At 38.1% G+C, this 25,889-nt stretch carries 21 protein-coding genes; 17 read left to right on the plus strand and 4 right to left on the minus strand.

Translation table 11 applies throughout. The features are described 5' to 3' along the window. The first annotated feature begins 84 nt into the window (after positions 1-84). Entirely contained in the window at positions 85-498 is a 414-nt protein-coding gene (locus H9N25_RS21095) for a hypothetical protein (RefSeq protein ID WP_190327136.1), read from the plus strand. A 136-nt stretch (positions 499-634) separates the two neighbouring features. Here H9N25_RS21095 and H9N25_RS21100 read toward each other — a convergent pair whose 3' ends face one another. Beyond that, complete coding sequence (locus tag H9N25_RS21100; protein WP_190327137.1) at positions 635-1,777, minus strand: hypothetical protein; 1,143 nt, start codon at positions 1,775-1,777, stop codon at positions 635-637. Positions 1,778-1,797: 20 nt separating this feature from the next. Continuing rightward, positions 1,798-2,691 (minus strand): TssN family type VI secretion system protein, encoded by an 894-nt coding sequence (locus tag H9N25_RS21105; RefSeq protein WP_190327138.1) that lies wholly within the window; start codon positions 2,689-2,691, stop codon positions 1,798-1,800. Between the two features lie 117 nt (positions 2,692-2,808). Between H9N25_RS21105 and H9N25_RS21110 the strand changes: the two genes are divergently transcribed. After that, positions 2,809-3,747 carry a type VI secretion system baseplate subunit TssG gene (locus H9N25_RS21110; protein ID WP_190327139.1) on the plus strand — a complete coding sequence of 313 codons (939 nt, stop codon included), beginning with the start codon at positions 2,809-2,811 and terminating at the stop codon, positions 3,745-3,747. A 1,022-nt stretch (positions 3,748-4,769) separates the two neighbouring features. Here the strand turns inward: H9N25_RS21110 and H9N25_RS21115 are convergent. Together H9N25_RS21115 and H9N25_RS21120 are read right to left on the minus strand one after the other, a co-directional pair. Next, entirely contained in the window at positions 4,770-6,635 is a 1,866-nt protein-coding gene (locus tag H9N25_RS21115; RefSeq protein ID WP_190327140.1) for a type VI secretion system baseplate subunit TssF, read from the minus strand. Between the two features lie 26 nt (positions 6,636-6,661). After that, on the minus strand, positions 6,662-7,096 hold the full coding sequence (locus H9N25_RS21120; protein WP_167296062.1) for a GPW/gp25 family protein: 435 nt from the start codon (positions 7,094-7,096) through the stop codon (positions 6,662-6,664). Between the two features lie 179 nt (positions 7,097-7,275). Between H9N25_RS21120 and tssO (H9N25_RS21125) the strand changes: the two genes are divergently transcribed. The 15 genes from tssO (H9N25_RS21125) (at position 7,276) to H9N25_RS21195 (ending at position 25,887) form a co-directional block, all read left to right on the plus strand. Further along, positions 7,276-7,797 carry a type VI secretion system TssO gene (gene tssO / locus H9N25_RS21125; protein WP_167296063.1) on the plus strand — a complete coding sequence of 174 codons (522 nt, stop codon included), beginning with the start codon at positions 7,276-7,278 and terminating at the stop codon, positions 7,795-7,797. Positions 7,798-7,806: 9 nt separating this feature from the next. Then, entirely contained in the window at positions 7,807-8,292 is a 486-nt protein-coding gene (gene tssO / locus H9N25_RS21130) for a type VI secretion system TssO (RefSeq protein WP_167296064.1), read from the plus strand. 30 nt (positions 8,293-8,322) lie between these two features. After that, positions 8,323-9,303 (plus strand): PKD domain-containing protein, encoded by a 981-nt coding sequence (locus H9N25_RS21135; RefSeq protein WP_169502662.1) that lies wholly within the window; start codon positions 8,323-8,325, stop codon positions 9,301-9,303. Positions 9,304-9,344: 41 nt separating this feature from the next. After that, complete coding sequence (tssR, locus tag H9N25_RS21140; protein ID WP_167296066.1) at positions 9,345-11,720, plus strand: type VI secretion system protein TssR domain-containing protein; 2,376 nt, start codon at positions 9,345-9,347, stop codon at positions 11,718-11,720. A 5-nt stretch (positions 11,721-11,725) separates the two neighbouring features. Next, positions 11,726-14,242 carry an ATP-dependent Clp protease ATP-binding subunit gene (locus tag H9N25_RS21145; RefSeq protein ID WP_190327141.1) on the plus strand — a complete coding sequence of 839 codons (2,517 nt, stop codon included), beginning with the start codon at positions 11,726-11,728 and terminating at the stop codon, positions 14,240-14,242. Positions 14,243-14,298: 56 nt separating this feature from the next. After that, positions 14,299-14,745, plus strand: a complete 447-nt coding sequence (locus H9N25_RS21150; RefSeq protein ID WP_167296068.1) for a hypothetical protein — start codon at positions 14,299-14,301, stop codon at positions 14,743-14,745. Positions 14,746-14,763: 18 nt separating this feature from the next. Continuing rightward, a complete protein-coding gene (locus tag H9N25_RS21155; RefSeq protein WP_190327142.1) occupies positions 14,764-16,152 on the plus strand; it encodes a DUF5458 family protein in 1,389 nt (462 codons plus the stop codon). Between the two features lie 153 nt (positions 16,153-16,305). Further along, entirely contained in the window at positions 16,306-16,848 is a 543-nt protein-coding gene (locus H9N25_RS21160; RefSeq protein ID WP_190327143.1) for an NAD(P)H-dependent oxidoreductase, read from the plus strand. Between the two features lie 316 nt (positions 16,849-17,164). Then, positions 17,165-17,560 carry a type VI secretion system tube protein TssD gene (tssD, locus tag H9N25_RS21165; RefSeq protein ID WP_025141859.1) on the plus strand — a complete coding sequence of 132 codons (396 nt, stop codon included), beginning with the start codon at positions 17,165-17,167 and terminating at the stop codon, positions 17,558-17,560. Positions 17,561-17,659: 99 nt separating this feature from the next. Beyond that, positions 17,660-18,055, plus strand: coding sequence for a type VI secretion system tube protein TssD (gene tssD, locus H9N25_RS21170; RefSeq protein WP_167296071.1), 396 nt, complete (start codon positions 17,660-17,662; stop codon positions 18,053-18,055). A 347-nt stretch (positions 18,056-18,402) separates the two neighbouring features. Beyond that, positions 18,403-20,265 carry a type VI secretion system Vgr family protein gene (locus tag H9N25_RS21175; protein WP_190327144.1) on the plus strand — a complete coding sequence of 621 codons (1,863 nt, stop codon included), beginning with the start codon at positions 18,403-18,405 and terminating at the stop codon, positions 20,263-20,265. Between the two features lie 2 nt (positions 20,266-20,267). After that, on the plus strand, positions 20,268-20,492 hold the full coding sequence (locus H9N25_RS21180) for a hypothetical protein (RefSeq protein ID WP_190327145.1): 225 nt from the start codon (positions 20,268-20,270) through the stop codon (positions 20,490-20,492). Between the two features lie 480 nt (positions 20,493-20,972). After that, positions 20,973-21,959: a hypothetical protein gene (locus H9N25_RS21185; RefSeq protein ID WP_190327146.1), complete on the plus strand. Its 987-nt coding sequence runs from the start codon at positions 20,973-20,975 to the stop codon at positions 21,957-21,959. A gap of 11 nt (positions 21,960-21,970) precedes the next feature. After that, positions 21,971-22,450 (plus strand): DUF4280 domain-containing protein, encoded by a 480-nt coding sequence (locus tag H9N25_RS21190; RefSeq protein ID WP_190327147.1) that lies wholly within the window; start codon positions 21,971-21,973, stop codon positions 22,448-22,450. Positions 22,451-22,476: 26 nt separating this feature from the next. Then, positions 22,477-25,887: an OmpA family protein gene (locus tag H9N25_RS21195; protein ID WP_190327148.1), complete on the plus strand. Its 3,411-nt coding sequence runs from the start codon at positions 22,477-22,479 to the stop codon at positions 25,885-25,887. The last annotated feature ends 2 nt before the right edge of the window (positions 25,888-25,889 follow it).

Below are 25,889 nucleotides of genomic sequence, written 5' to 3' on the forward strand. Positions count from 1 at the left end.
GATTTTTTCAATTTTGGACCATTCATAATTTTCCTTGTAGCGTTTCAATCGGTTTTGTCGTTTCTCATTCAAAACCGGGAAACAATGAAAAAAACAATACTGCTATTCATGGCGATTGCCCTGCTTTCGTGCGAAAAAAATAAAACTTCTGATTGTGGGGACAAGATCTGTACTGAAGAATTTGCCTCGATAATGTTAAAATTTGTAGACAATAAAGGCGCTGGCGCTGAAGTAAAAGATTTTAATGTAATCAACCAAAGGACAGGCGGGCGGGTAACAGCTAATTCGAGTATTTATACAAATACGATAAAAGGTGCATTTATTATCGTTGATGATAATAATAAACTTGGTCTGTCAGAACAGGGAGATGATCTGAAAATAACTGGCACTTCTGTAGAAACTAGTCAAACTAAATCTGCTGTTATTAAAGTAAGTGGGGGCAAGTGTGCTTGTCACATCAATAAAATTTCAGGTCCGCAACAGATTGCTTTCGATTAAATCTGTTAGTATGTTCAAAATTTAGAGCCTTAACCTTAGTTGAGGCTTTTTTGTTCAATAAAATTATATTAACAAAAAAGCTGTACCGCCAATTAAGTGGTACAGCTTCATTATAAAATTTACTCCGAGAAATAATTTAATCCAGCAATGTCCAGGTTTTTCTGGCCTGTACCTTCTGTACAACTTGCTGTTCGGCAACTACGATATTTTCTTTGCGCTGGCCGATGTATTCTAGTCCACTTAATTTATTCCAGAGTGCTACTAATACATTCATAAAGTCACTGGCCATTAGCATACTATTATTAATTTGTTTATGATCGTAAACCAGTTCGATGGTTTTGGCTAAAAGCTCTTCAAAGTTTCCTGGTGTTACATCTTTCCATTCGTAAAAATACTTTAACAGTTCTTCTCTTTCGCGCGGATCGATCAGTTTAATGGCCGTAAAAAAGATGTGCGCCAAACTGGAGAAATAACCGACTAAAACCGCTGGCGATTCGCGATGTGCAATGTTTCTATACTCGTAAAATAAACCTGCAATATAATCTACAATTTTCTCCGAGATTAAACGGATGTTTTTGCCCAATGGCGTAATGTTGTCTCTACCTCCGGTTTTATCAATAATTTTAAAAGCCGCCAATTGTAAATCATTTAATAAAACACTGAACGATTCGTAATATCTAATCAGTGCAGGGTGGCTCGTTATGGTAGCGCTTGGCGGAATGTAATTGTTATTGATCGTTAATCTTCCGTTCTCGTAGTAAACCTGTCCAATGGTAAGGAAATAGCTATCGGCTGTTTGTGTGCTTACTTCACTTTCAGGCAAAACGGCAATAGAATAGCTTTTTGTTAGCTCAGGGTAACGGATTGGGCTTTCTTCGGGATTTGGGGTGCCTGTTGGAATGCGGTTAAATGGACTTACCACCAATAAAATAACGTAGTTACGGGGTTCTGATTGGCCAAAATAATGGTTATGAACCAGTGTATCCATCATATGATCTGACTGCACAATATCGATGTGACAGCCTTCTGGAGTTACAGCGTTACAGTACCTTACCCTAATTTCGATGTGATTTGTGGCTTTTTCGATAATCTCAATATCGTGTGAACTTTTGTAACCTGTAAATGGCGGTAAGAATCCGTAATTGCTATTGTTTAAATGTATTGATACGGCATCTCGAACAAAATCCTGTAAATACAGGTCACTTACTGTAAAATGATCACTAGAAAGTTTCATGCCATTAATCCAGTTGATGGATTTATATTTTAGTGGCTTTATCATGGTAAATGTTTTTATATAGGTTAGATAAAGATAGCACTTTCTCCAACTTCATTAGGCTTATTTACATTTTCTGAAACGCGTTTAGCGTAAATCGTCATTTTTTCGGTAATGCCGTTTTCAATGATATCCAAATCCGGATCAATGAAGATATTCCGTTTAAAAAAGGAGGTTTTAATAAAGAAAATCCATTTATAGTTCTCCATATCATCACCTCTAAACTCTACCGGGCTTTTGGCGAACTTTAAATTGTAGTCATCAATAAACTTATGGAACCAGATACCGAAGTTCATATTTTCTACCGCCTTTACCTTTACTTTTAAAGGTTCAGGATCACTGCTTTTTTTGTACAGTTCAAGCTCCAATACCAGTAAACGGTTAAAATCTACATGGTCCATATTAATGTCCAGTGGAGTATCAGGATACCTCCAGATTTTGTAGATTTCTGAAGGAATGCCGAGCAGCGAAACGTAAGCCCACCAAAAAATAAGCGGAATAAAAAAGCAAGTGATACTACCTGCGCCAAACCAGCTGAAATTTACCGAGCTTAACCAGTTAAAGGCCAACTGAAATAAATAGGTAGCTAAAATAGCCGAAATTAAAGTGGCGAAAAAGATAAAAACCTTGCGCTCCAGTACATCTTTAGGGTAGTATTTCGTTAACAGATAAACGAAAACCGAACCCATTAACAGGTAAAAAATACAGCAAATAATATAACCCCAGGGCATAAAATTAAAGTTCAGAAAACCTAAGAAACCGGGAACAGCTAAAATAATACCGATGAGCAGAACACTTACGATAAGTCTTTTGTTATTAAGAAACTGGTTCTTTTTATTGATAATAGAGAGTACTGCCGTTGAGACGATGAATATCAACGGAAATAAGAGAAAGCGAATAAAAAATGATTGAACGTCCATTAAATTTGATAGATGTGATGTACTGCAAATATAGTATCTTTAGTATTTGATTATAATCCTAATTTTTTTCGATAATACAAATTTAACCTATAACAAATAAGCAAGCTTAAAGTTTAAATGAAAAAAGAAACTTTGATTAATAACGAACTCTTTACAGATTACAAGGCGGTGGCTCATGCTGCCGATTTAATAGAGCGTAAGGTGATAGATGCCGATCGTATTGAAGTTATTCCTGTAGGCCCTGATAAGCGCGCTTTTGCAAAGGATATTGAAAATACAACTACCTACTATACAGAAAAAAGAAGGCACGATCGTATCCGCATCAATACCAATAGAGAGAGTTTATACGATATGCTGCCTGAAGGACTTTTTCATAAGCCGCCAACAGGCAGTGCCGGGATGGATGAAGAATCGATGATTAAGGATATCAGGGATAGGAGAGAAGAAGAAAAACACGCCAGGTTGTTTTTTACTCCATTTGATGCTGAAATTAATCATGTAAGGATTATGACCGAGCTTTATGAAAACAGGCTCGATAAAAAAACTACTTATTCGGATTTAAGCCAGATATTCGAATTCGGCTGGGATGAATTTAACTTGTTGAATAAAGAACAGAGTATTATTTGGATGCACCTGTTGCCCGAAATCCAACAAAAAAGAAATGATATTGCTTTTGTATCTAAGGTGCTTACTGCCTTGTTTAATTTGCCCATAAATCTTGTTGATACCACTGCCAACATTAGCCCTTTAAAAATTGCGGATGAACTGCAGATGCAACTTGGTGCCAGCGCCTTGGGCATTGATACCATTATTGGCGATAGTTTTATGCCAGAGCATGAGGCCTATAACGTTAATATTGGCCCCACCACTCCGCAAGAATTGATTGGCTTTATTCCGGGCCAAAAGAACAGGGCTATTTTGGATATGGCGATGAGTTACCTGATGCCGCTTGATGCAGAAATAAATGTTGATTTGCTTACCGCAACCGATTATCAGGAAACAGTGCTGAGTACAGATGGAGAAAGCGCTTATTTAGGGTATACTGTATATATTTAATTGCGAGAAGGAACAACAAGCATCTCTTTAAGTTTGCTTATTGAACAATAAAAATAATCGATTTCAGGTTATTTGGAAATGAGCGCTTTGTGGTTCTTGGCAATTGCAGCCCCGCTTTACGCTTTACTCCGTTACACTCCGTGTTCGCTGCAATCGGGTTTAGAAACAAAGGTTTTTGCGCCCTGCAACCCAACAAATGAAATACTGCTGTAGCCACCTAGCCCCGGTTGAAGCGTTACCCTGCAGCAACGAGGTACGAGGTGGCGAAGCGTAAAAGCGCAAAACGGGAAGGAACTTTTTGTTCTGCACAAGTATTGCGCTTCAAGTGATGTTAGTGTTTTAGGATTAGGAAATAAGCGCTTTGTGGTTTTTGGCAATTGCAGCCCCGCTTTACGCTTTACTCCGTTACACTCCGTGTTCGCTTCAATCGGGTTTAGAAACAAAGGTTTTGCGCCCTGCAGCCCAACAAATGAAATACTATTGTGGCCACTTAGCCCCGGTTGAAGCGTTACCCTGCAGCAACGAGGTACGAGGCAGCGAAGCGTAAAAGCGCAAAACGGGAAGGAACTTTTTGTTATGCATAAGTATTGCGCTTCAAGTGATGTTAGTGTTTTAGGATTAGGAAATAAGCGCTTTGTGGTTCTTGGCAATTGCAGCCCCGCTTTACGCTTTACTCCGTTGCACTCCGTGTTCGCTGCAATCAGGTTTAGAAACAAAGGTTTTTGCGCCCTGCAACCCAACAAATGAAATACTATTGTGGCCACTTAGCCCCGGTTGAAGCGTTACCCTGCAGCAACGAGGAACGAGGCAGCGAAGCGTAAAAGCGGAAAACGGGAGGAAACTTATGGCGTTGTAGAGCCCTTGCGCTCCAAATATGAAGCGCTTTTATTAATAACCTAAATTCTATATTTAAGCTGTTGATAATGAAATAACGTACTTCACGCAACTCTCAAAAACTAACCCTCTGGTTCGCTATGACGACTTTTTTATTTACCCTTAATTCGGTAACGGTTTACAAAAACTTAAACCATTTTATATACTGTTGGCTTTAATAACATGCGGTAATGTACATTCATGGTACTTCTTAAGTTTAATTTGGCCAAGGTAAGGCCAAGCAGTTCTTCCCAGTCCGGCACAGTGAGCTGCAGGTTATCTGCTGGCTCAATTATAATATCAGTGGTTTTAATAAATCCAGCATTGGGTTTATTATCCATCACAATGCCTTTGGCTAGGGTAATGCCTTTAAGCTTTTGGCCTAATTCGTATCGGCAAAAGTTAATCACATCTGCCTTGGTAATAATCCGGTCTGCAGTGGTTAGCCCATACTTATAAGCCTGTACCCTGTTGGTTGCATTCAATCTCGACCGTCCGCCTTTTGTTTGGCTTAATAAAAAGATGCTTTCTGCATTTACCTTATTGTTTTCGTATACCACTAAACGGCTACCGGCATTAATGTGGTTAGCCTCTTCAGCTTGTGTAACCCAAATATCTAAAAACAGAATATCGGCATCATCAATCGGTTTTAATACAATATAGCTTGGTAATTCTTTGATGTCTTTTAATGCCGAGCGACTCTTCTGTTCAATAAGGGCAATATTCTGTTCTAAATTTTTAAGCACGGTGCTTAAAAAATCGGGGCCATAGGCAGAAAAAGAAGCCTTCTCATCTCTGAGCAGTTCAAACAGATAATCGACCAATTCTTTTGCATTTCTGGTATCGAAGCGCTCGGTGCCCCCATACCTGATCGAGAAGGAACCGTCGCCTTTATCGTTCTCATTGGTGTATGGAATTTCGTTATAACTTTTGCCTTTATTGTCTTTCAGATTTTCTACAGCCAGCATTTGGTCTATAGCTTCGGTTTTAATCGGGATGATATTATTCATCGTTTTAAGCCGGTGTTTGATCTGGCTTAACTTTTTATTTACCACCGGAAATGCATTGGTATAGATATGAAGCTCATTCAGCATTTCCTGATTGATGGCCGCAGGAAAAACCACTTTAAGCCATTTTACTTTTTCATCAATCTGGTTTAAGCTTGCTGGCTGAAAAATGTTTGCAAAGGCAGCAGGCAGCTCCTTACTTTCATCAATATTAAAATCATTAAGATCGCCAAGGGTAATAAACCTGTTGCTATAAAACTGGAGCACATCAGCCTTAATTAGATTAAGCAACTGTTTATGCTGAAAGGGCGCTTCGTGTTTTCCGGTTAATGGCTCATCCATAAAACGTTCGGTATAGGCACTAAGCTCATTATCTTTATAGAACCATTTTCCCAAGGATAACAGATCGTAAGTGTTCTCTGGTACCGAATAGTTTTTCCAATCAAAAAATAAATTTAGTTTGTTAAAATCCATCCAGTTTTTTATCCCATTAAAACCGATGTAGATGGTGTTTTTTTCTATTGCTGATCCAGGTAAAGTATTTAAAATAGGTTGCCTGCTTAATTGTTCTACATTAAAAAGGGTAGTTCCGGTTGCGATATATTTTATAGCAGCATTTTGAACTTTTACATGATGCAAGGGGCTGAAGAAAATGTCTATTTTTTTTGCCTTATCATTTTCTTGCTGGATGTTTTTCTTAAAAGCGAACTGTGTATATGGAGAAAGGTAATCTTCGTATTCAATTGGCCTGGCGTGGACAATGGCGTGCGCAGGTAACGATGAAGTTAAATGATCGGGAGCTAAAATGCGGCTAATCTTATCGAAAATTCTATTCTCAAGATTTTTAACATCATTGGCCACATTAAAAAGTTCGTTACTTAAGGCTTCAATAATTAATTTTACAAGCGGATCAAAATCATTACTATCCTTAACGTTCCAAAAATCTTCAGCATTTTTTAAAATTCTGTTCCGGATCTCATCTTTTGATGAATAAAAAACTGGTTTCATGTGTAGAATATTTTGGGCGTTTTAGATTAAGTTGATAGCGGGCTAAGAAATAAAGCGGTGTTGAAAAAATATTTTTCTCCTGTGGTTTTTATTAGTGCCCTAACACTAATATCTACCTTTTTTTTAATCTCAGTTATCTTACGTAGCGGATATACGTTTTCTACTTCAGTAATACGGACCTCTACCTCGGTATTATATATCCGAAATTCACTATTGGTTATGGATTTTAGCAACGATTTGCGGAATTTTTCCTCCCAAATGCTCTCGCTCACGATTAACTCAAAATCCAGGTCCCATATTTCACATCCAAAATCATGATGGAATCTATGCTCTCCAAACCGGGTAAAAATAATCAATTCAATGTGGTTAGAAATCGATTTTCCTAGGTCTGTTGCCTGTAGGCCAGCACCTGAAAATACGGCGTTAAATCTGAAGGGTTTGTTGAAAAAATTTTCAGACATGGATGTTTGGCTTAAAGTTTGTTAAAAGTAAAATAAATAAAACCGTTTTAATAACCAAACAACAAATATTAAAAATTGTTATAGTACAATGTTAATTTGAAAAGGTTTGTGTGATTCTTAGTGAGGTTGATTGTCGGATTAATTATTAGGCTATTGCTATGTGAAACTATTAAATCTTTATGAAACCCATTAACGCTACCGAAATTAGGAATTCATACACCAAGTTTATTTTAAACTTTGTTTTCCTAACACTCTTCTCTATTCTTTGCATTTATCTCTTTTTTGCAGCTTCTGATTACGAGTACACGCTACTCGATAAAAAAGTAAAAGAAACCGAAAAATTATCCTATTTACGAAAAGATATCAATACCAATTTCGATCTCATTTTAGTCCGCTTTAAAGAGCTTGCCCAATACCGTGATTATAATGCAAACGAAATGAGCAAACAGAGCATTTTACTTGGCGATATTCAAACCGCCAATAACAGGATAAAAGATTTAATTACGAAGAAGACCGAATCCAGTCCCAGTTTCGACCTATATGGGAAACTGAATAACAATGTTGGCGCAATGGCCGATTTACAAGATTCTCTTATTAAATCAAGAGGTGATATTCAAAGATACAAGGAACAAATAAACGACTGCCATCGTGCAAACCAATCAGCAGCTAACAAAATTAGAAATGGTAGGTTCGGCCGATAATTAAAGATTATGATAAAACTTAGCATAAAAGAAAGACGGGAACAATTCTTGTTTTTTTTAGCCCTGTTTGTTTTTACTGTTGGGCTTTTAAGCTTTGGGATTTTTTACAGTGGTACATCCCGGTACGAAATTTCTAAAGAAGAACTTGAAGTGAAGATCCGTGAAAATGATGCCTTTGAAAATATGGTGAAAGAAACCATGCCTACTGTTGATACGACTTTTAAGCAGATTACACGCTATAACCCAAATGTGCAAGCGGTATTTTTAAAGAACGATATCCAGCTTTCGTTGGGCTCCATTAAAGCTGCGTTTGATCGAAAAGCATCAGATTCGAGATATAAAATCTTCGTTCAAACCTCACAACTGTACGACAGGTTATTTTACGATAGACAAGAACAAAATAGAAATATTACAGATATTGAACTGCACAAAAGGCAATTAGACGACTGTATTACCAACAGGCGTCAGCTGCAGCAAACAATATCTGCAAGATAAACATCCTACAACCTATAAAAAACGCTACCTATGTCTGACACAAACACCAAGCAAGTTAACTCAAATTCGCAAGGCTACGTTATCCTTTACATCCTTTTGGCTGTATTGCTCTTAACAGGCCTGATTTTTTTATTTAAAAGCTCTTTGTTCGAAAAAAGAGCCATCGATGCAAGAATCCTCAAAGATGAAATTTATTTAAACGAGGATTTAGTTTTTACTGATAATACACCTAAAGCCACTAAATGGTTATGGGAATTCGGTAATGGCGAAAAAGCGACTACAAAAACCGGTTCCTATCATTACACTAAGCCCGATACTTATATTGTACGTTTAACCGTTGATGGCGAATTACGTCAGGAATTTCCAATAACCGTGCGCGATACTGTAAAAGCAGCAGTTGTCGATAGCGTGCTCACCATAAGCGGGCCAACTGCCGGTCTGGTTAATGAAGAGATCAGGCTGGAGGGCGATGGAGAAGGAAAAGATTTCGAATGGTCTTTCGGCGAAACCGGCCGTGTAGATGTTAAAGGAAAAACCGCTTTATACACCTACCGTGCACCTGGGAAATATGTAGTACGCCTTCGATCGGATAAAGCACGTAAACCAGCTTTTTTAAATATCCTGATTACCGATCCTAATGCCGAAATAGTGGAAGATCTGGTTGCACCCGGAGATGGAGAACGTAAAACCATTGATGATATCAGAGCCCGCCTACAAGCTATTGCAAATGGTGCTGATTTTAACTCCAACTATTATTATCTCATTAACAAATACATGTGCAGCAACGAAAAAGTAACTGTAAATGTGGAGATGAACGGAAAGAAAAAGCAGACTGATATTTACTCTTATTGCATGGGCTTAACTTTTGGCGGCGAAATCGCGGTTGACGAAGCGCAGTTAACCATTAAGCCAAATTCTACCTGCGCCAGTTTGTTAAACATTAAGCAACATTCTGGAACAGTCCAGCCTGCAGCAACAGCAACTACCGATGCTCCGGCAAAAACAAAATAGATTAACATCTGAACCTAATTTTAAAGCTCATCTACAATATTATGAAAAAATATTATGCCTTATCCATCCTGTTCTTAGGAATATCGTTTGCCTATGCACAATCACCGGCATCCTTTGGCAAAAAAGTGAAATACATGCCCAAATCGTATGAAAAGCCAGCCGAAACCATAAACATTAACGATAATACCAGTAGCAGCAGTTTACCCTGGATTGTTTTTTCCGATCGCGAAGACAACTATACCACCACTGCTCCAGGTGGAAGCCTGATTATGAAAAAAATCAGCTTCATGGAACCTTTTTATGTTTCAAAGGAAGAAAACGGATACCTGAAACTGATCAAGTATAAAGCAGGAATGATCAGAGGAAGAAAAATTAACGATAAAAAGAGCGCCATCAGTTACGGCTGGATAGCAAAATCTAAACTTCTTTTGTGGCAGCGTGCTTTTTCTAACCAAAAAACAGGTTATGCCGAAAAAGCTATTGGCATTATAAACGGTAAAAACGCACTTACAGAGCCAAAATTTTATTTCGATACTACCGACTCCATTTTGGTTTACAACACACCCGAACTTAAAGACAGGCGCACCAAAGTAAGGTTGCATGAAATTGCTTATATCTATAAAAAATCAGAAGATGGCAAAAAATATCTGATCGGTTCTGATGATCAGTTGGTTGCTGATACAGCTTTAAAAAGTATTTATGGATGGGTTTCTGCTGAGGCAGTACACAGTTGGGGAGATCGGCTGTATATAACATCTGTTAAGCCTGGTAATTACGATAACGATGATTCTACTTCAACGGCTATTAAAAATGGAATAAACAATGGAACAGCTTTCGTGGTTGATCCTCTATTGCCAAGAGAAAACCTGATTTTAAGAAGTGTTCCTGTAGTTTCTGATGATGCCGGTGCGTATGCTGTGGGGATAGCAGCCGATGTTTACAATAAAAAAGACAACAAAATATTAACCATTAATGGTTCAGCACTTTCTTATCAGGATTATGTGAATCTGCGTAAAAATAAAAATAAGGTTAATGTTGTTTTTGTAGTTGATGGTGGAAGCCCGATGACGAAGTATCTTTCCGGAATGACCAATACTATTGCTTCTTTTGAAAACATAATGGGCGATTTTGGTAAAGGGACTAAAGTAAATTATGGCGGTGTAGTATACCGTGGCGAAACGGGATGCTCATTACAAGGGATTTTTGTTAGTCCGATTCAGGATGATTACCGACAGTTGATGACTTTCCTGTCTAACCAGGCAAAAAATACACTGAGGTGTAACGGCGAAATTGCCGAAGAACCTGTATTTGCGGCATTAAAGGCCGGATTAAATTTGTTTAAAACGAAAAAGAACGAAACCAATTTAATTGTTTTGGTTGGTAGTACGGGTAATGTTGGCGGTACCAATAATTATCTTATTAACGAACTGAGTGAGCAGGTTGCACTTGCCGATGCCCGAATTTTAGCACTACAAGTTTATAGCGATTTTAACCAGTCGTTTAATGATTTTGTAATTCAGTCGCGAAAACTGGTTTCAGAATCAGCTATCCGTGCTGCCGAATACAGAAAAAAAACCATGGTTAAAGGAGAAGGTTTAAAAAGCTTCCAGCCTTATAACACCAGCCTCCAGGATTCAATTTCTTATTATTTAGATTATCCTAAAAACAGTTTAATACAAGGTGGGGTGGTTTTCCCAACTAAAGGTTCAGTAAATTCAAACCAGAGCATGACCATCGCTTTGCGCCGTTTTGTGAAAGAAACCAATATGGATATCTACAACCAGATCAGCTCTTTGGATAGCGCATTCCGTTTAACAGGTATATCGCGCAAAAACTTATCAGCTGATGTAGAAGGCTTACTACCAGCGCCGGTTGGCGCAGAAGTAGCTGACCGTATGCCGCACAATGCCTTTAAATATTACAGTACCGCCAACGTATCAGCCGATGTTGTAAAAAACAACCGCTCTACGCTGCAGTATGCCATTGTATTAAATAATATGGAATACAAGCAGATTGTAGATGTTTTTTCGATTATGTTGGGGCAAAACCTACAGGCAGATCAGTCTTCTTTCAGAAGCAAACTCGTTAAAAACTACGTTAAAATGCCTAAACAGCTGTTGGGGATGAAAGTATCTTCAGGAGATATTAAAGCAATGACTTTGGCCAGCTACATCAAATTGGTAACAGGTTTACCTTTAAATAACGAGTTTTTGTCAAAATATACTGTAAACGATTTAAAAAGCACCTCTAGAATGCCCCTCGATCAGTTTGAGAGTTATATCAAGATGTTAAATCAATCGGTACAACAGATCAAAAGGGCGACACAGATTGAACAACAATTTGTATCAAACGGAAAAATATATTACTACATCACCGAAAATAATTTTAACCCGGCAGTTTTGCCTACAACCAACTAAGGGCTATGGCAGTTACAAATTTAAGCGAATCGGTTAAAACGGCCTTGCATATCGCACAGTCATTAGCAAAAGAATACAGAAATGAAACATTTTCTGCAGCTCATTTGCTCAAAGGCTTAATGCATAAAGATGTTGGCTTACGGTCGTTTATCACTTCAATTGGGAAGGATGAAGAATATATTAGTGAGTGGGCGGAAGTTCGGATTGATGAACAGACAAAATCTGCAAGTTTTAGTGATTCTGTTAGTGGTGCACCAGAAATTGCCGTTATTTTTGAAGAAGCTGATAACGTACGCATTAAATTAGGGCTGGATTTAATTACGCCTGTGTGTGTGCTGACTGCATTGGCTAAACCTGGAATCGGTTTTCAGCCCGATCAGTTAAAATCTTTTCCAATAAAGGAACGCGAAATTTTAGACCTTTATGTAAAGGATGAAGAAATTTCGAGAGCTGTTTCTCCAGGTCAGGCAACTTCATCTGTAGAAAATAAAAGTACAGGCAACGCATTATATAAATACTGTATAGATCGGTTACAGATGGTTCGCGATGGTAAAACCGATCCGATAATCGGTCGGGATAAAGAAACCAGGATGATGATGGAAATCCTTTGTCGCCGCACCAAGCCAAATGTAATTCTTACTGGCGATGCCGGTGTGGGTAAAACCGCACTTGTTGATGGATTTGCCATTGATATTGTAAACCAGAATGTGCCAGAAAGTCTTAAACCGGTACAGCTTTTTGAATTGGATCTAGGCTCGTTAATAGCAGGAGCATCTTATAAAGGAGAGATTGAAGACCGTTTAAAAAACATCATCAAAGAAATAAAACAGTTCGAAAAAGCAGTGCTCTTTATTGATGAAATCCATACGTTATTGGATAGCAAAGGCCCATTGGGTGCCGGAATTGGCAATTTGCTAAAGCCAGAACTTGCCCGGGGCGAAATCACGGTAATTGGCGCAACCACTATTGACGAATACCGCAAAATTATTGAACCTGAACAGGCTTTTAGCAGGCGGTTCGAAGTGCTTCAGGTAAATGAACCGAACGAGGAAAGCACGATAAAAATGTTGCAAAAACTGGCAGTAAAATATGAAGAACATCATATTTTAACGATCGAACCTGATGCGTTGGGCGAATGCGTTCGTTTAGCCAAGCGGTATATGAAAGATAGACGTCTCCCTGATTCTGCTTTCGATTTATTGGATAGAACCATGGCGGCAATGAAAATGATGAATGACACTTCCGATCAGGTAATTGAAAGCCTGGAAGCTGATCTGGAAACATTAAATGCCAATACGGAACAGGCGGAGACAGCGAAATTTGCAGATTATAAGTGGCTTTTTTCTTTGCTTCAAAATAAATTAAGTCCGGTTTTGTTAGGGCGGTTAACCGACGAAACGCAAACAGATACTTTCGAAACAGCGGATGAATATCAGGGTTATATCAATAGTAGCCTGCAGGAATTAAAAAAATATGCGGCAGAAAAAAGCGACCGCATTACCAAACAGGACATCGCTTCCATTGTGGCCTATAAAACAGGTATCCCAATGGGAAAACTTCAAGCTGGCGAAAAAGAAAAACTGCTCAATATGGAAGCTTACCTGAAAAAACGGGTTGTAGGGCAGGATCAGGCCCTTAAAGCGGTTTCTGATGCGATATTGGAATCGCGCAGTGGCTTAAATAAAAAAGGACAGCCCATCGGATCTTTCTTTTTACTGGGTCCAACCGGAACAGGTAAAACCGAACTGGCTAAATCAATAGCAGAATTTCTGTTTAATGATGAAAAAGCCATGATCAGGTTCGATATGTCTGAATTTAAAGAAGAACACAGTGCGGCATTGCTTTATGGTGCGCCTCCAGGATATGTGGGTTATGAGGAAGGCGGTTTGTTAGTAAACAAAATCAGGCAACAGCCTTATTCGGTATTGTTGTTTGATGAAATTGAAAAAGCTCACCCTTCTGTTTTCGATACTTTTTTGCAGATTTTGGATGAAGGCCATATGCATGACCGGTTAGGGAAAGAAGGCGATTTTAGTAATTCGCTGATTCTTTTTACCTCGAATATCGGTAGCGAATGGATAGCAGAGCAAATCAGTAAAGGCGTTATTCCGGCATCGAACCAATTGATGGAGGTAATGGCCGGACATTTCCGCCCCGAGTTTTTAGCCCGGATTTCGGAAATTGTTCCATTTGCACCGATTAATGAAAGTAATGTGGTACGCATCTTTGAAATTCAGCTGAGCAGTTTGGTGCAATCGCTGAACAAAATGGGTATCGAATTTGAAATAGCAGATGATGCCAAGAAAATGATTGCATTAGACGGTTTTACCCCAAAATATGGAGCAAGACAGCTATCGGCAGTGATCAGAAATCTTTTACGCAGGCCAATTTCGAAATACATCATTTCTGGCGAACTTAAAAAAGGATCAAAGATCCAGGTAAGCAAACATCCCGAAGAAGATACATTGAAATGGGATATTATTCAGCCAGAAGTTGTTACATTGGAACAAAAATTGAGCTAAAACGTTAACTATTATATTATTAGAATAAATTAATCGTAAATCTAAATCTACATACTATGTTTAATTATGAAATTGGTGGTAATGAGCGAAAAATCGACACCTCAGAAGCTTTCGCAGAAATTGCCCATAACAAAACGCTTTTTGTACAAAAACTTACCGATAACGACCCAATCAAACCAGAAAAGGTAGAAGGATTAAAAACGGTAAAAGAGGTATTCGAACATTACAAACCAAATGTTAAGGTAGCTTTCGAAAAGCAGGATGGATCTACCGTTGGCGAAACCCTAAGCTTTAACGATCTGGGCGATTTCGGTGTGAAAAACATAATCAACCAAAGTAACTACCTCACTAATGTTAACATTGAGAGAGAGATGTCTCTAAATGTAATTAAACAGTTAAAATCTAACAAAACCTTAAAAGCTACGCTTGATGATGAAGAAACTAAAGCTGCATTCATAAGTGCTTTAAAGAACTTTGTTGATGAACTGGAGCAAAATAAATAATCTAAACGCTGAGAAAACATGTCAAATCCTCAAGAATTAAAAACAGACCAAAATACAGCTCAGCCTGGGTTTAAACCCGCTGAAGGCAAAACCATAGAAAAAACATCGCTTAAAGATAACTTAGAAAAACTGGCCAGGGTTGGTGGTTTCGATCTGTTAGAAGCAACTGTTGACGGACTTCAGAATTTAAATCCTGAAAGAAAAGCCAGAAAGCAGATTTTTTTAACTGGTGATGAAAAAAAGAAAGAACGTGAAGAGCTGAAAAAGAAAATTCAGCTTTGGATAGATGTGCTCGAATCTTCCACCTCTGTAGCAGATATGGTTGAAAAAAGCACTGAAAAACTGAACGCCGCTGAAGAAAACTTAAATAAAAACATTGGTACAGCACTCGAAAGTACCAGAGAACTGGAGCAGGCTTATAGATCGGTGCATTTATTCTATAAAAATACCGAATCTGACAAACTGAAAAATGTGGTGCTGTTAAATGCATCAATGGACCAGATTAAAGATCTCGATAATCCTCGTTTTATTGAATATGTTGATGATGAATTAAAGCAGAATTACGATCGATTAGATCTTCGTAAAAATTATTCATTAATGGTTGTTCCAGGCTATATGGGCTCTAATAAAGTATTAGAAAGATGGGCCAAAATAGCACACAACAATAAAGCGATGCTGGTAACAGATTTTGCCGATTTAGATCAGCCTGATGATGTACTTGATTTATTTACTGCTGCTAATTTTACAGGTGGCGATGCATTTAGATCGAACGTTATCATGACCTGTAACTGGCTGGTAGGCCGCGGCAAAGTGGCAGAAGTGGGTGAGGAAGATGACCTTACCGTTCCAGGATCGGCCGCTCTTGCAGGTAAAATGTATTACACACTAATGTCGCAGGTTACCGCAGGTAAAAAACATGGTGCTATAAATGAAGTAGATGGCGTAAAATTCGATTTAAAGAAAAGTGAAATCTCTCATTTAGAACGTGTAGGTTTAGTGCCAATGGTTAATGAATACGGTAAAGTAATGGCTTTTTCGGCTAAAACCTTGTTCAATGGCGATAATATTGGTTTACAGACTTATTCAGTTGTTCGTGTATTCGATTACATTACCAAAGTATTGTTCGATTTCTTAAACAGAAGAGCTTTCGAAAACTGGACTTCTAAAACAGAACAGGATTTGCGTGGTCAGATTGTTAAGTTTTTGGATGGTATCCAGGGAGCAGATCGTTTAATCGAAAGATTTAAGATTATGCGTTTCGAAAGAGATGAACTTCAAAAAGACAGAATCCACCTTGATATCCACATTACACCGTATTTTCCGGCTAAAAGTTTTGTGGTAAAACTAGACGGCCATAAGGGTGAAGACGAGAATACAACCTGGAATACAGAGTATAACCAGCAATAGTTTTTGATTACTGAAATAAAAACCCAACCCTAGCGTTGGGTTTTTTTATGGGTTATGCATAACACTTAACAAATTCTTTATAATTTTGTAATGCATCGGCCAGATCAGATTAATCAAAAAAAATGAAGCAAGTACTTATCCTGAATGGGGATATTGAAAAAAAACGCATCTACAAATTTCCTGATTAACGCATATAAGCAAGGTGCTGAAAGTGCTGGTGCAACGGTAAGAGAGTTGGCCATCATCGACCTCATATTCAACTCGAACAAACAGTTCAATAACAGGCAAATTGCCGAGTTAGAACCCGATCTGCAAAAAGCTTTAACTGCAATTAGGCAAAGCAACCATGTGGTGCTTTTTTGCCCTGTATATGTAGATCATATTCCGGCAAAGATTAAAGGCTTTTTTGATCGCTTATTTATGCCCGACCAGATTTTTACTACCCAGCAGCAAAACGTAAACAATAATTTTAGTGGCCGTTCGGCACGGATTGTGTCTATTTTAGATGAGGCAACTTTTAAAGAATGGAAAGCAAATAAGAAAACAACTTATCTATCTATTAAAAAAGTTGTTTTTGAGAAATGCAGAATGAGCCCCGTACTTACCAATACCATTGGCGAATTACACTCTCTTGAAAATCATTATAGCCAAAAATGGGTGGCTAAAATGGAAAAATTTGGTGCGCAGCTAATTTAAAACTCAAGTAAACAAGTATTTTTTTGTCCAAAAATGCTACATATTGGGTAATATCACTACAGTTATGTAGGTTATTCGCTAGTATGCTGTATCAGTAAGACTAAAAATATCTTAAAACTTTTCCACACCTTTTCCACAATAATAATTCGTTTAACTAATCGTTTAGTGCGATTTTGGGATTTTACCTGCATTTCTAAAATAAGATTATTCACTATAGCTGAGCTATATACACAATAATTGGCTTAATTATTGGTTTATGTACAATGTAGCGGAGGCTACATAAAATCAATTTTTTTAACCTTTAAATTTTAAAACTATGGCTTTCAAAGCTAGATTAAATTTTTCGGGCAAGGAGTACGATGTGCTTCATTGTGCCTATGCGTTAAACCGCGATGTAGATGCTAAAGGAAGACCTTCTTCCGGAGTTTACGGCGGTACCATCGACATTGAGATCGAATCAACCGAAGACACCTCAATTATCGAGGCGATGGTAAACAACCAGTACAAACCTATCACAGGAACCCTTCTGATCAAAAAAACAGAGGAAGATGCCAAAATGAAAGAAGTTAACTTCGAGGATGGCTACATTGTTAAGTATTCCGAAGGGATCAACATTGTAGGCGATCACCCGATGACGCTTAAGTTCCAGATTTCAGCGAGAAAGCTTAAATTAGGCAATGCCGAGCACCTTAACGACTGGCCTAAAGCCTAGTTGGGTATAAGGCGTAAGGTTTGGGGTATTTAAATGCCTGACGCCATGCGCTCTGCTCTAAACTCATTTCATTTTCAAAAACATTAAAACTTTACTACAATGGCATTCAAAACCCGTTTAAACTTAGGATCAAAAGAATTTGATGTACTACAGTGCAGCTTTTCATTAAATAGAGATGTTGACGCAAAAGGCCGTCCATCGTCAGGTGTTTATGGTGGCACCATCCACATCGAAATCGAATCAACCGAAGATACTTCTGTAATCGAATCGATGGTTAACAACCAGTATAAACCACTTTCAGGTAACATCGTTTTCAAAAAAGGCGAAGAAGATGCAAAAATGAAAGAGCTTTCTTTTGAAGATGGCTACATTATTCAATACAACGAGGGTATTGCTGTAAACGATAATACACCTATGACATTAAGTTTCGTGGTATCGGCCCGTAAGCTAAAGCTGGGCAACGCAGAACACGAAAACGATTGGCCTAAAGCTTAATCATCAAGCATAAGGTAAACTGAAGCGACCGGTTTATATCGGTCGCTTTTAGTTCACTTATATTTTTTATCGACCTAGAACATCTAAAAATTAATACTTCAGTCTTGTGTGATCTCCACAGGGCAATCTCATCAATTAAAGCTCAATTATGTCTAACCAACGCAAATATATTGTAGTAAAAAACGATTACCATTCTGGTAAAATGTTTGGTTCGGCATCTGCACACAAAATTCATCTGAACATGCCATCTATAAAAGTGGATTCATTTTTATTGGAAAGGGCATGTATTAAAAAACTCGGCAACTGGATTTAGCTTAGGGTAATTTTTGTGATCAAGATTAATCAATATGGAAAAAAAACTCATTGCAGAAATCAATATAGAGGATAAGGAAATTACCCATTTTGCTTCCTTCAGCCTAACACAGGCTTTTAACGAACACCATTATTTCGAACTGCGTTTTAACCACGATCAAATGGGGGCACCCGGGCTGATCAGTTTAGATGATAGCCGCGATTTTGTGGGCAAAACCCTAACTGCGTCTTTTGGCCATTCGCCAGAAGGTATGCAGAATTTTGTAGGTCTGGTTTCGAAGGTAGAGCTATCGCAGAGCCATGGTTATCATGGTGTTTTAATTGTAAGTGGTTATAGTCCAACTATTTTAATCGATCGAGGTCCTGATTTGGGTTCGTATTTAGATAAGGATCTGAATGAGATTGTAAAACTGGCCACGAAAGATACACCTGCCAACGATTTAAAGGTAGTGGCCAATGCCGCCAGGAGTACATCTATCGATTATATAATTCAATATCGGGAAAGCGATTTTGCTTTTCTGAACCGTCTTTCTGCCGAATACCACGAATGGTTTTTTTACGACGGCAAACAGCTGAATTTCGGTAAGCCTAATACACAGAAAGAAATATCGTTGTTTTATGGCAGGGATGTGCAGGAAATGCAATACGCCATGGAAATTGCACCGATTAAAAATAAAAGGTTCTCCTATAATCCGAAGCAGAACGAAATGTTGTTGAGCGAGAGTACTGGCAAAGTAGATGGCACGCCTGATTTATCGCATGCTGTAAAAGCTTCGAACCTTACTTTCAGCAAAACCTTTAATCAACCTTCTTTAATCAGGGTTGATAATAACAACGATATCAAAAACCTGGTTGAAAATGAAGAAAAAGCCAATACCAGCGAACTTTTAAAAGTAACGGCCAGGGGCGATAATGCAGGATTGAGCATTGGTAGTATCGCTGAAATTACGATGAGCTTAAGGAAAGAGCTGGCTTTTACAACTGAAAGTTTGGGCAAATTTCTGATTACGGGCATTAAACACCACATCGACGAAAATGGCAAATACCACAATAATTTCGAAGGGAAAATAGCCACAACCGAGCGTTTGCTGGTGAAAAACTTTGAAAAACCACAGCCCGACATGCAACTGGCAGATGTAATCGATAATAACGATCCACAAGGCCAGGGCCGCATTAAAGTAAAATTTAAATGGGAGTGCTTAACCAACGATGTAACCGAATGGCTACGTGTGGTTACGCCTAGTGCAGGGGTTGGCGATAGGGGTAATAACCGTGGTTACTTCGCTATCCCCGAAATTGATGATCAGGTAATGATCGCTTTTGAGGAAGGTAATATAGCCCGACCAGTGGTAATGGGCAGTGTTTACCACAGTGCCAGTGTGGATAGTAGCCCGTTGATTCAAAACCACCTTAAAAGTATCATCACCAGAAGCGGGCATTTAATCGAGTTTGATGACAACCAGGAAACACAGGGCATTAAAATTACCGATATTCACAGCAACATCATCCATATCGATACGAAAGGTAATAACATTACCATTACCGCTTTGGAGAATATGACCTTAAACTGCAAGAACATGCAGATTAATGTAGGGGAAAATATGGATGTTCAGGTGGGGCAAGATCAATCGGTTTCTATTGGAAATAATCAAACCACCACGGTTAATAAGGATATCGGAACTACCGCTGGGAATAATTATTCACTTAGCGCTACGGGCGATATTCAGGAAACCTCAGATAAAAGATCAGAATTTGTTACTAAAGATTTCATCAGGCAGTCTGAAACCTCTAATGAGCTGGCAAGCGAAATTACCATGTTCAGCCAAAAAGAGAATATGAGTTTGCAAAGTGGCAAAACGGTAGAGATAAATAGTGCTGAAAAATCTAAATTATTCTAATTATGGCAATTGTAAAACAATCAAACAATATGAGAATTAAAGTTCACTCTGATTATAGTATGGTTGTGGGGCGAAAAACAGAGAAAATCGCTGATAAACTAAATATTGAAGCGATGTATAATAATTTAGTATTGGCCAGCAATAAAAAATTGTTGGTGAAGGAAATAAGTAGTTCCCATAGCACAGAGTTGACGTTTGGATTTCGTGCAAGAATATTACCTTATTAAGCCCAATATTGCTGGCGAAACCTTTAACCGGAAAAATGCTGAGTTTATTACAAGCACATAATACTTGAAAATAATTAACATGAACTAATGCTTTTTATAGTTCCGGGAATTAAAGAGTGCAAATTTTCTTCATCGAACAGAAGTTGAGAATTTGGAAATATTACGATCAAAATCGGAACCTAGTTAAAAGTATAATAAGTAAGAAGATTATCATTTCTCTTTCTTTTGGCAAGAAAACACGAGGGTGATTTTGTCATAATGGTTACATAAACAGGATTGAAGCGTAAAATATAAAATGAAGGTCTGGAACTCAGCTGAATAGAAAACTTACACTAATGGAGATAGCATGCAACATGTTCATACACACTGGATGAGCAGAGAGTAGCTATACTGGGGAAGTTTAAAAAGTGATGCACTGATTAAGATTTAACTGCAATCAGCCAACTGATACAGATATGATTAATGAAGATATATTAAACCATGTTTGATAAAGATAAAAGTATATTTTTTGATAATTTATCAAAAGTTGAGGTCAATCCAGAAACCACAACTGCAATACGTGCTCTACAAAACAGGAACTTTAAACCGCAATGGCCTGTAGGCCATAAAATGGATTATGGATTGCGAATGGAAATGTATGCAGATGAAAAAATCCACGAAATCAAATACGAATTACAGGTTGAAAGACTCGAAAATACAGTAGAAAATTTTACATGCTTTGCTATTGATCGTATGGGGCCAGTTTATATTAATGAAATTGAACCTGATTTATTAGCTGATCAGCTGGCATATAAGGTAAGCACCGCTTTTTACCCTATGAATGTAGTTTTAGATGCTCAGGGAACAGTACTTGAAATTCAAAACATTTCAGATATTAAACGCAGGTGGCAAACTGTTAAAACAGAAATAAATCAAACTTTTGAAGGCCCTATTTTAGACGAATATATGCACAGGATGGAAAAAAACATCGAAGATCCATTTGTCCTGAATCTTGCCTTTAAAGATCAGGATTGGTTTCTGAATGTTTTTTTTCTGCCAATTTATAGAAATTATCATATAGAGGATGAACCGGCTTCAGCATTATATTTTCCAATATTACCGTTCAGGAACACCGGTTATTCATCTTCTTTTGTTTTAAATCCGCACCTTAATGATCTGGGCATGATTGAAATAAACGTGAGTGGTAAAATGGAGGCCGACGAAACTGAAAATTATGCCGGAAACTATTCAAGCAGATATTTACTGCATCCGCACAATAAACAAATTTGGATGATTAAATCCATGTATACGTTCGAATCGGCAATGGACCAGAAATATGTTAAACTCGATGTTTTTTGTTTAAAGGATGATGGGCAGGAGTTGGATTTTAGTTTCGAACATACTGCAAAAAAAATAACCAGTTCAGGTTTAGCGATAGCAAATAAGAGGTCAGAAAAGAAAAGTTTCTGGAAAAGTATTTTTGGATAAATAGATATATTATGGCTGAAAAATATATTGTAGTTCAGGGAGCAGTTTGCATGTGTAATTTCGGTTCTGCCCCGGATAAATTAAAGGTGCTAACGCAGCAGAAAGAATACGTAAACGATAAAGATGGATCGAATAAACTTATTGCGACAGATAAGGATATCGGTACCACTTTCGAGAAAAATATGTTTGGCTCCTGCTCAAAGATGAATAATAAGCCTTGTACCGTTACGGTTACCAAATGGTCGGGGTTTTATACTGATACCGTATTAACCAATGGAGGTAAAATTCTATTGGAAGATAGCAAGGCCACATGCCCTATAGGAGGAACAGATTGCATTAAGGTTATTTTCCATGGACAAGTGATGGAGCCTGGCGCATCAAATTTCGAGAATTCCCCTCAGGAAGTTCAATCTGCAGTTAATCCGTTAACTACCTATGGACATGGAAAACCGGTAAGCGGCTCAGAATTTGGAGGAGAAGTGGTAAAGTAAAACGGATAGATAAAAAACTATAACTGATGCCTAGAGGAGTAAAGAAAATAGCTTTAGACGCCCATCAAGTCAGGATGAAGAACATTAGCATTCCAAATGGCTTCGTTCTGCAGGGAGGTACGCCTGTAAATTTCGTTGTATTTGAGTGGATGCCAGATACTAATACGACGGATCAATCACGTGTTCAATGGATGCTTGAAGATAAAGAACGCAAGTCTATCATTAAAAAATATCCGGGTTCAGGGCCCAGGTTGAAAAATTTTGTAATCAACAAAAAACTATCAGGTAATCAACAATATTATATTGAAGCTTCCCTTTCTGGTGAAAGAGACTATAAAAATCCTGCAGGTGTGTATGTAAGGGGGTATGCACCGCCATTGATTATTAGATCGAAATGGTCGCTAACAGAAGGTGGCGAATCATTAAAGGCTGAACCTATCCAATATGGTGATAGCGTCGTACTTTCTATAGAAACAGAAGGCTTAAATGGGAATAAACTGATTATTGATGTTTACAATCGCGTAATCGGTAAAAATATCCATGTGAAGACTTATATCGATGTACCTTGCGAAGGAGGGGAAGTAAACATTACCATTGGCGATACTAGTTTGTGGTATTCGAGAACAAATGATGTTTCGCTGCGGGAGTTTTTTATTACCGTAAAGGATCAGGATACTAAGCAATTGATTTTGGATTCAAGAAAAGATAAATACCATGCCCGCTTTTTGAGGATAGAGGGTCGCAAAATAACTAATAATGTGGCCCCGATTAGAACCAATACTGCCGGTAAGATTGGTCAACAGCCGGTAAATGGTAAACGTTACGAACCTTGCGGCTTTACTAAAATCGAAATTAATGACGGCGCCAGGTTCTTGCTTTTCGACGAAGGAAAAATAGGCTTGAAAGGGATGAAATCTGATGGTTTCTCCAAATCGATGTCGATCCATTTTGACTTTAACAAGTGGAGTATAACTTCAAAAGCTCAAACTATTTTAAATGAACTGGCAGAGTATTTATTTCAGAATCCCTATCTGCCGGTAGAATTGGGTGCCCACACAGATGTTCGCGGAACAGATGCTTTTAACGACGAATTATCTCTTAAAAGGGCAAAATCAGCAGTTGATTATCTGGTAAAAAAAGGTGTCGACGGCAGGAGAATAAGTGCCAAAGGATATGGTAAGCGTGCTTTAATATATAAAGGCCAAGATGTTACCGAAAACCAGCATGCAGAGAATAGGCGTGTAACCATTAAATTCAAAATCTTTGAAAATAATGCAGAAACAATCCTATTCGAAACCATAGGGCCAGGCCAGTCTTTAAAGAAAAAACTGACGCTTAATGTCGACAACTATACCCCACCAGAAGGATGCATATTATCTGGTGGTAAGCATCAGGCTGTAATTTTGAAAAAGATAGATAGCCAAACCAGTCCTAATACAGAATCGTTGAACGTAGTGGCGGTAGTGCAAAAAAATAAAAAGGCCGACGACATGGTTTTTTCACCTATGGATAATAAAGTGTTTGCTTTTGATTACTTTATGCCGCATTCGCAGACACCTAAGCAGTACTTTTATTACATTAATTCGTGCAGGTACTTCAGTAACAAAAGCAGGCCAACTGTTCAGGTGAATGTATATTCAGACATCCGTTGGAAGTTTAAGTTTTTTGTAAACATGTCTAGCCCACTGAATGTAGATTGGAGTAATATTCCGGTAATTAGTCAGCGCTATGAAAAATTAAAAGAAACGGCGCAAAAACTTGGCACCAGTTACGATGCCAAAACAAGTGGTATGGAGTGGGGAGTAGAATTAAATGCAGATTGGAATCACGATGGCAGCAAGTTTACCAAAAATGATAATTACACGCTCAAATTTGAGGGTAAGATCAAAGATATTTATAATATTATTACCTCAGTACGTGATATTACGCGCGCTTTAGGTACTGCGACAAAAGGTGGCGTTAGAAAAATGCCTTTTGCCGGAAAACTGCCTTTAACGGTATCTATTCTTGCACCAAAGTTTGCTGTTTCAGTAGATTGGTACCTGGCACATGGCAAAAGTAAAGGTGTAGAAACCAATAAGATTGGTACAGAATTTTTAATTGACGTATACTTTGACCCAATTATTGGGCTGGAGGTTACTTTTGATTTATTGGGTTTGGTGGTTACTGCAGCATCTGTAGCAGCAACTGGTAATACCGTGGCGGCAGATCTTTTTATGTATGCTAAAGAGTGGGCAGCAAAAGGCTTTAAATCTAAATATGCCGAAGCTAAATTGGATATGTATATCGATGCGGTATTTGTGGGGTCAATAGCCGGAGGTCTCAAAAATGGCAAGATAAATACTGCTTCAGATCAGTTCCAGGTAGAGGCAAAGATCGAATCTAAAATTGGTGTTACTTTAAAAGCAGGAATTGTTGCCAGCGCTAAAGCCATGTTTTTAGAATATGGTAAAGCATCTGTCAAAGGGGGCTTAACCGCCGAAGCCAGCGTAGCCATTCGCGGGTCCTATAATTTCCAGTGGGATACATACAAAGGCCTGTTGTTAAAACCTGGCCTGATCCTTGATCCGTGTGTTGCTAAGGTGGCCATGTTCTTGGAAGTTGGACTTTCTTATAAGGTAGTATCTACCGATTGGAAACCGATTAACATCAATGAAAACCGCACGTTTTGGAAAGCATACGATGTAATGCAAGGCATAGCTAATTTTACAGGCAGGTCGCCAGAGTTTATTATTTATAAAACAAAAGCTAATAATTACCTAATGAAAAAGTTAAATTTTATTTTGTTGATGTGCATTCCCTTTTTATTTCAATCTTGCCAAGGTCAGAATCTCGATTTGGAGAAATTATCCCTTCCAACTAAGAGCGATCAGTTAAAAACGTTAAAATTATCAAATTCTGGTGCTGGTATCGGAACCCGCGAAATACAGTATACCTCTTATGTTCCTGATGCTGAAGGAGGCATTGCTTTCGGCGGAGTGGCAATTTCTAAATCAACTTCAAATTCTGAAGCATTAGCGCGTTTTTTCTCCAAGGATGAAGGGAAAAACTTTCAGGGTTATACCCTAAACCTATTTACATCCGATGTTATGGAAAAAGTTTTAGCCTACCTCCTAAAAAATAAAAGTCAATTTAAACTTGTTTTCGACGATGGAAAAGATAGCGAAGAACGCGCAAGGGTTTTTATCGCCAATAACACTGGCAATACCTATCTAATATTGTCGAGAATAAACGGCGATGGAAAAAAAACAGGCTATATTGATGGTATCGCTAAAGGAGAAGATGCTTTACTATCATCTAGAATTGGCGGATCATTTGGCTATTATGAAGCATATCTCGAATATAAGAAACATAAATCAGGTAATTTAAGCTACTTAGATTTCCTTCGTGAAACCAATAACGATTTATATAAACAGAGCAATAACTTAAAACAATAATC

It is taken from the genome of Pedobacter riviphilus, assembly GCF_014692875.1.
GTDB classification, from domain to species: Bacteria; Bacteroidota; Bacteroidia; order Sphingobacteriales; family Sphingobacteriaceae; genus Pedobacter; species Pedobacter riviphilus.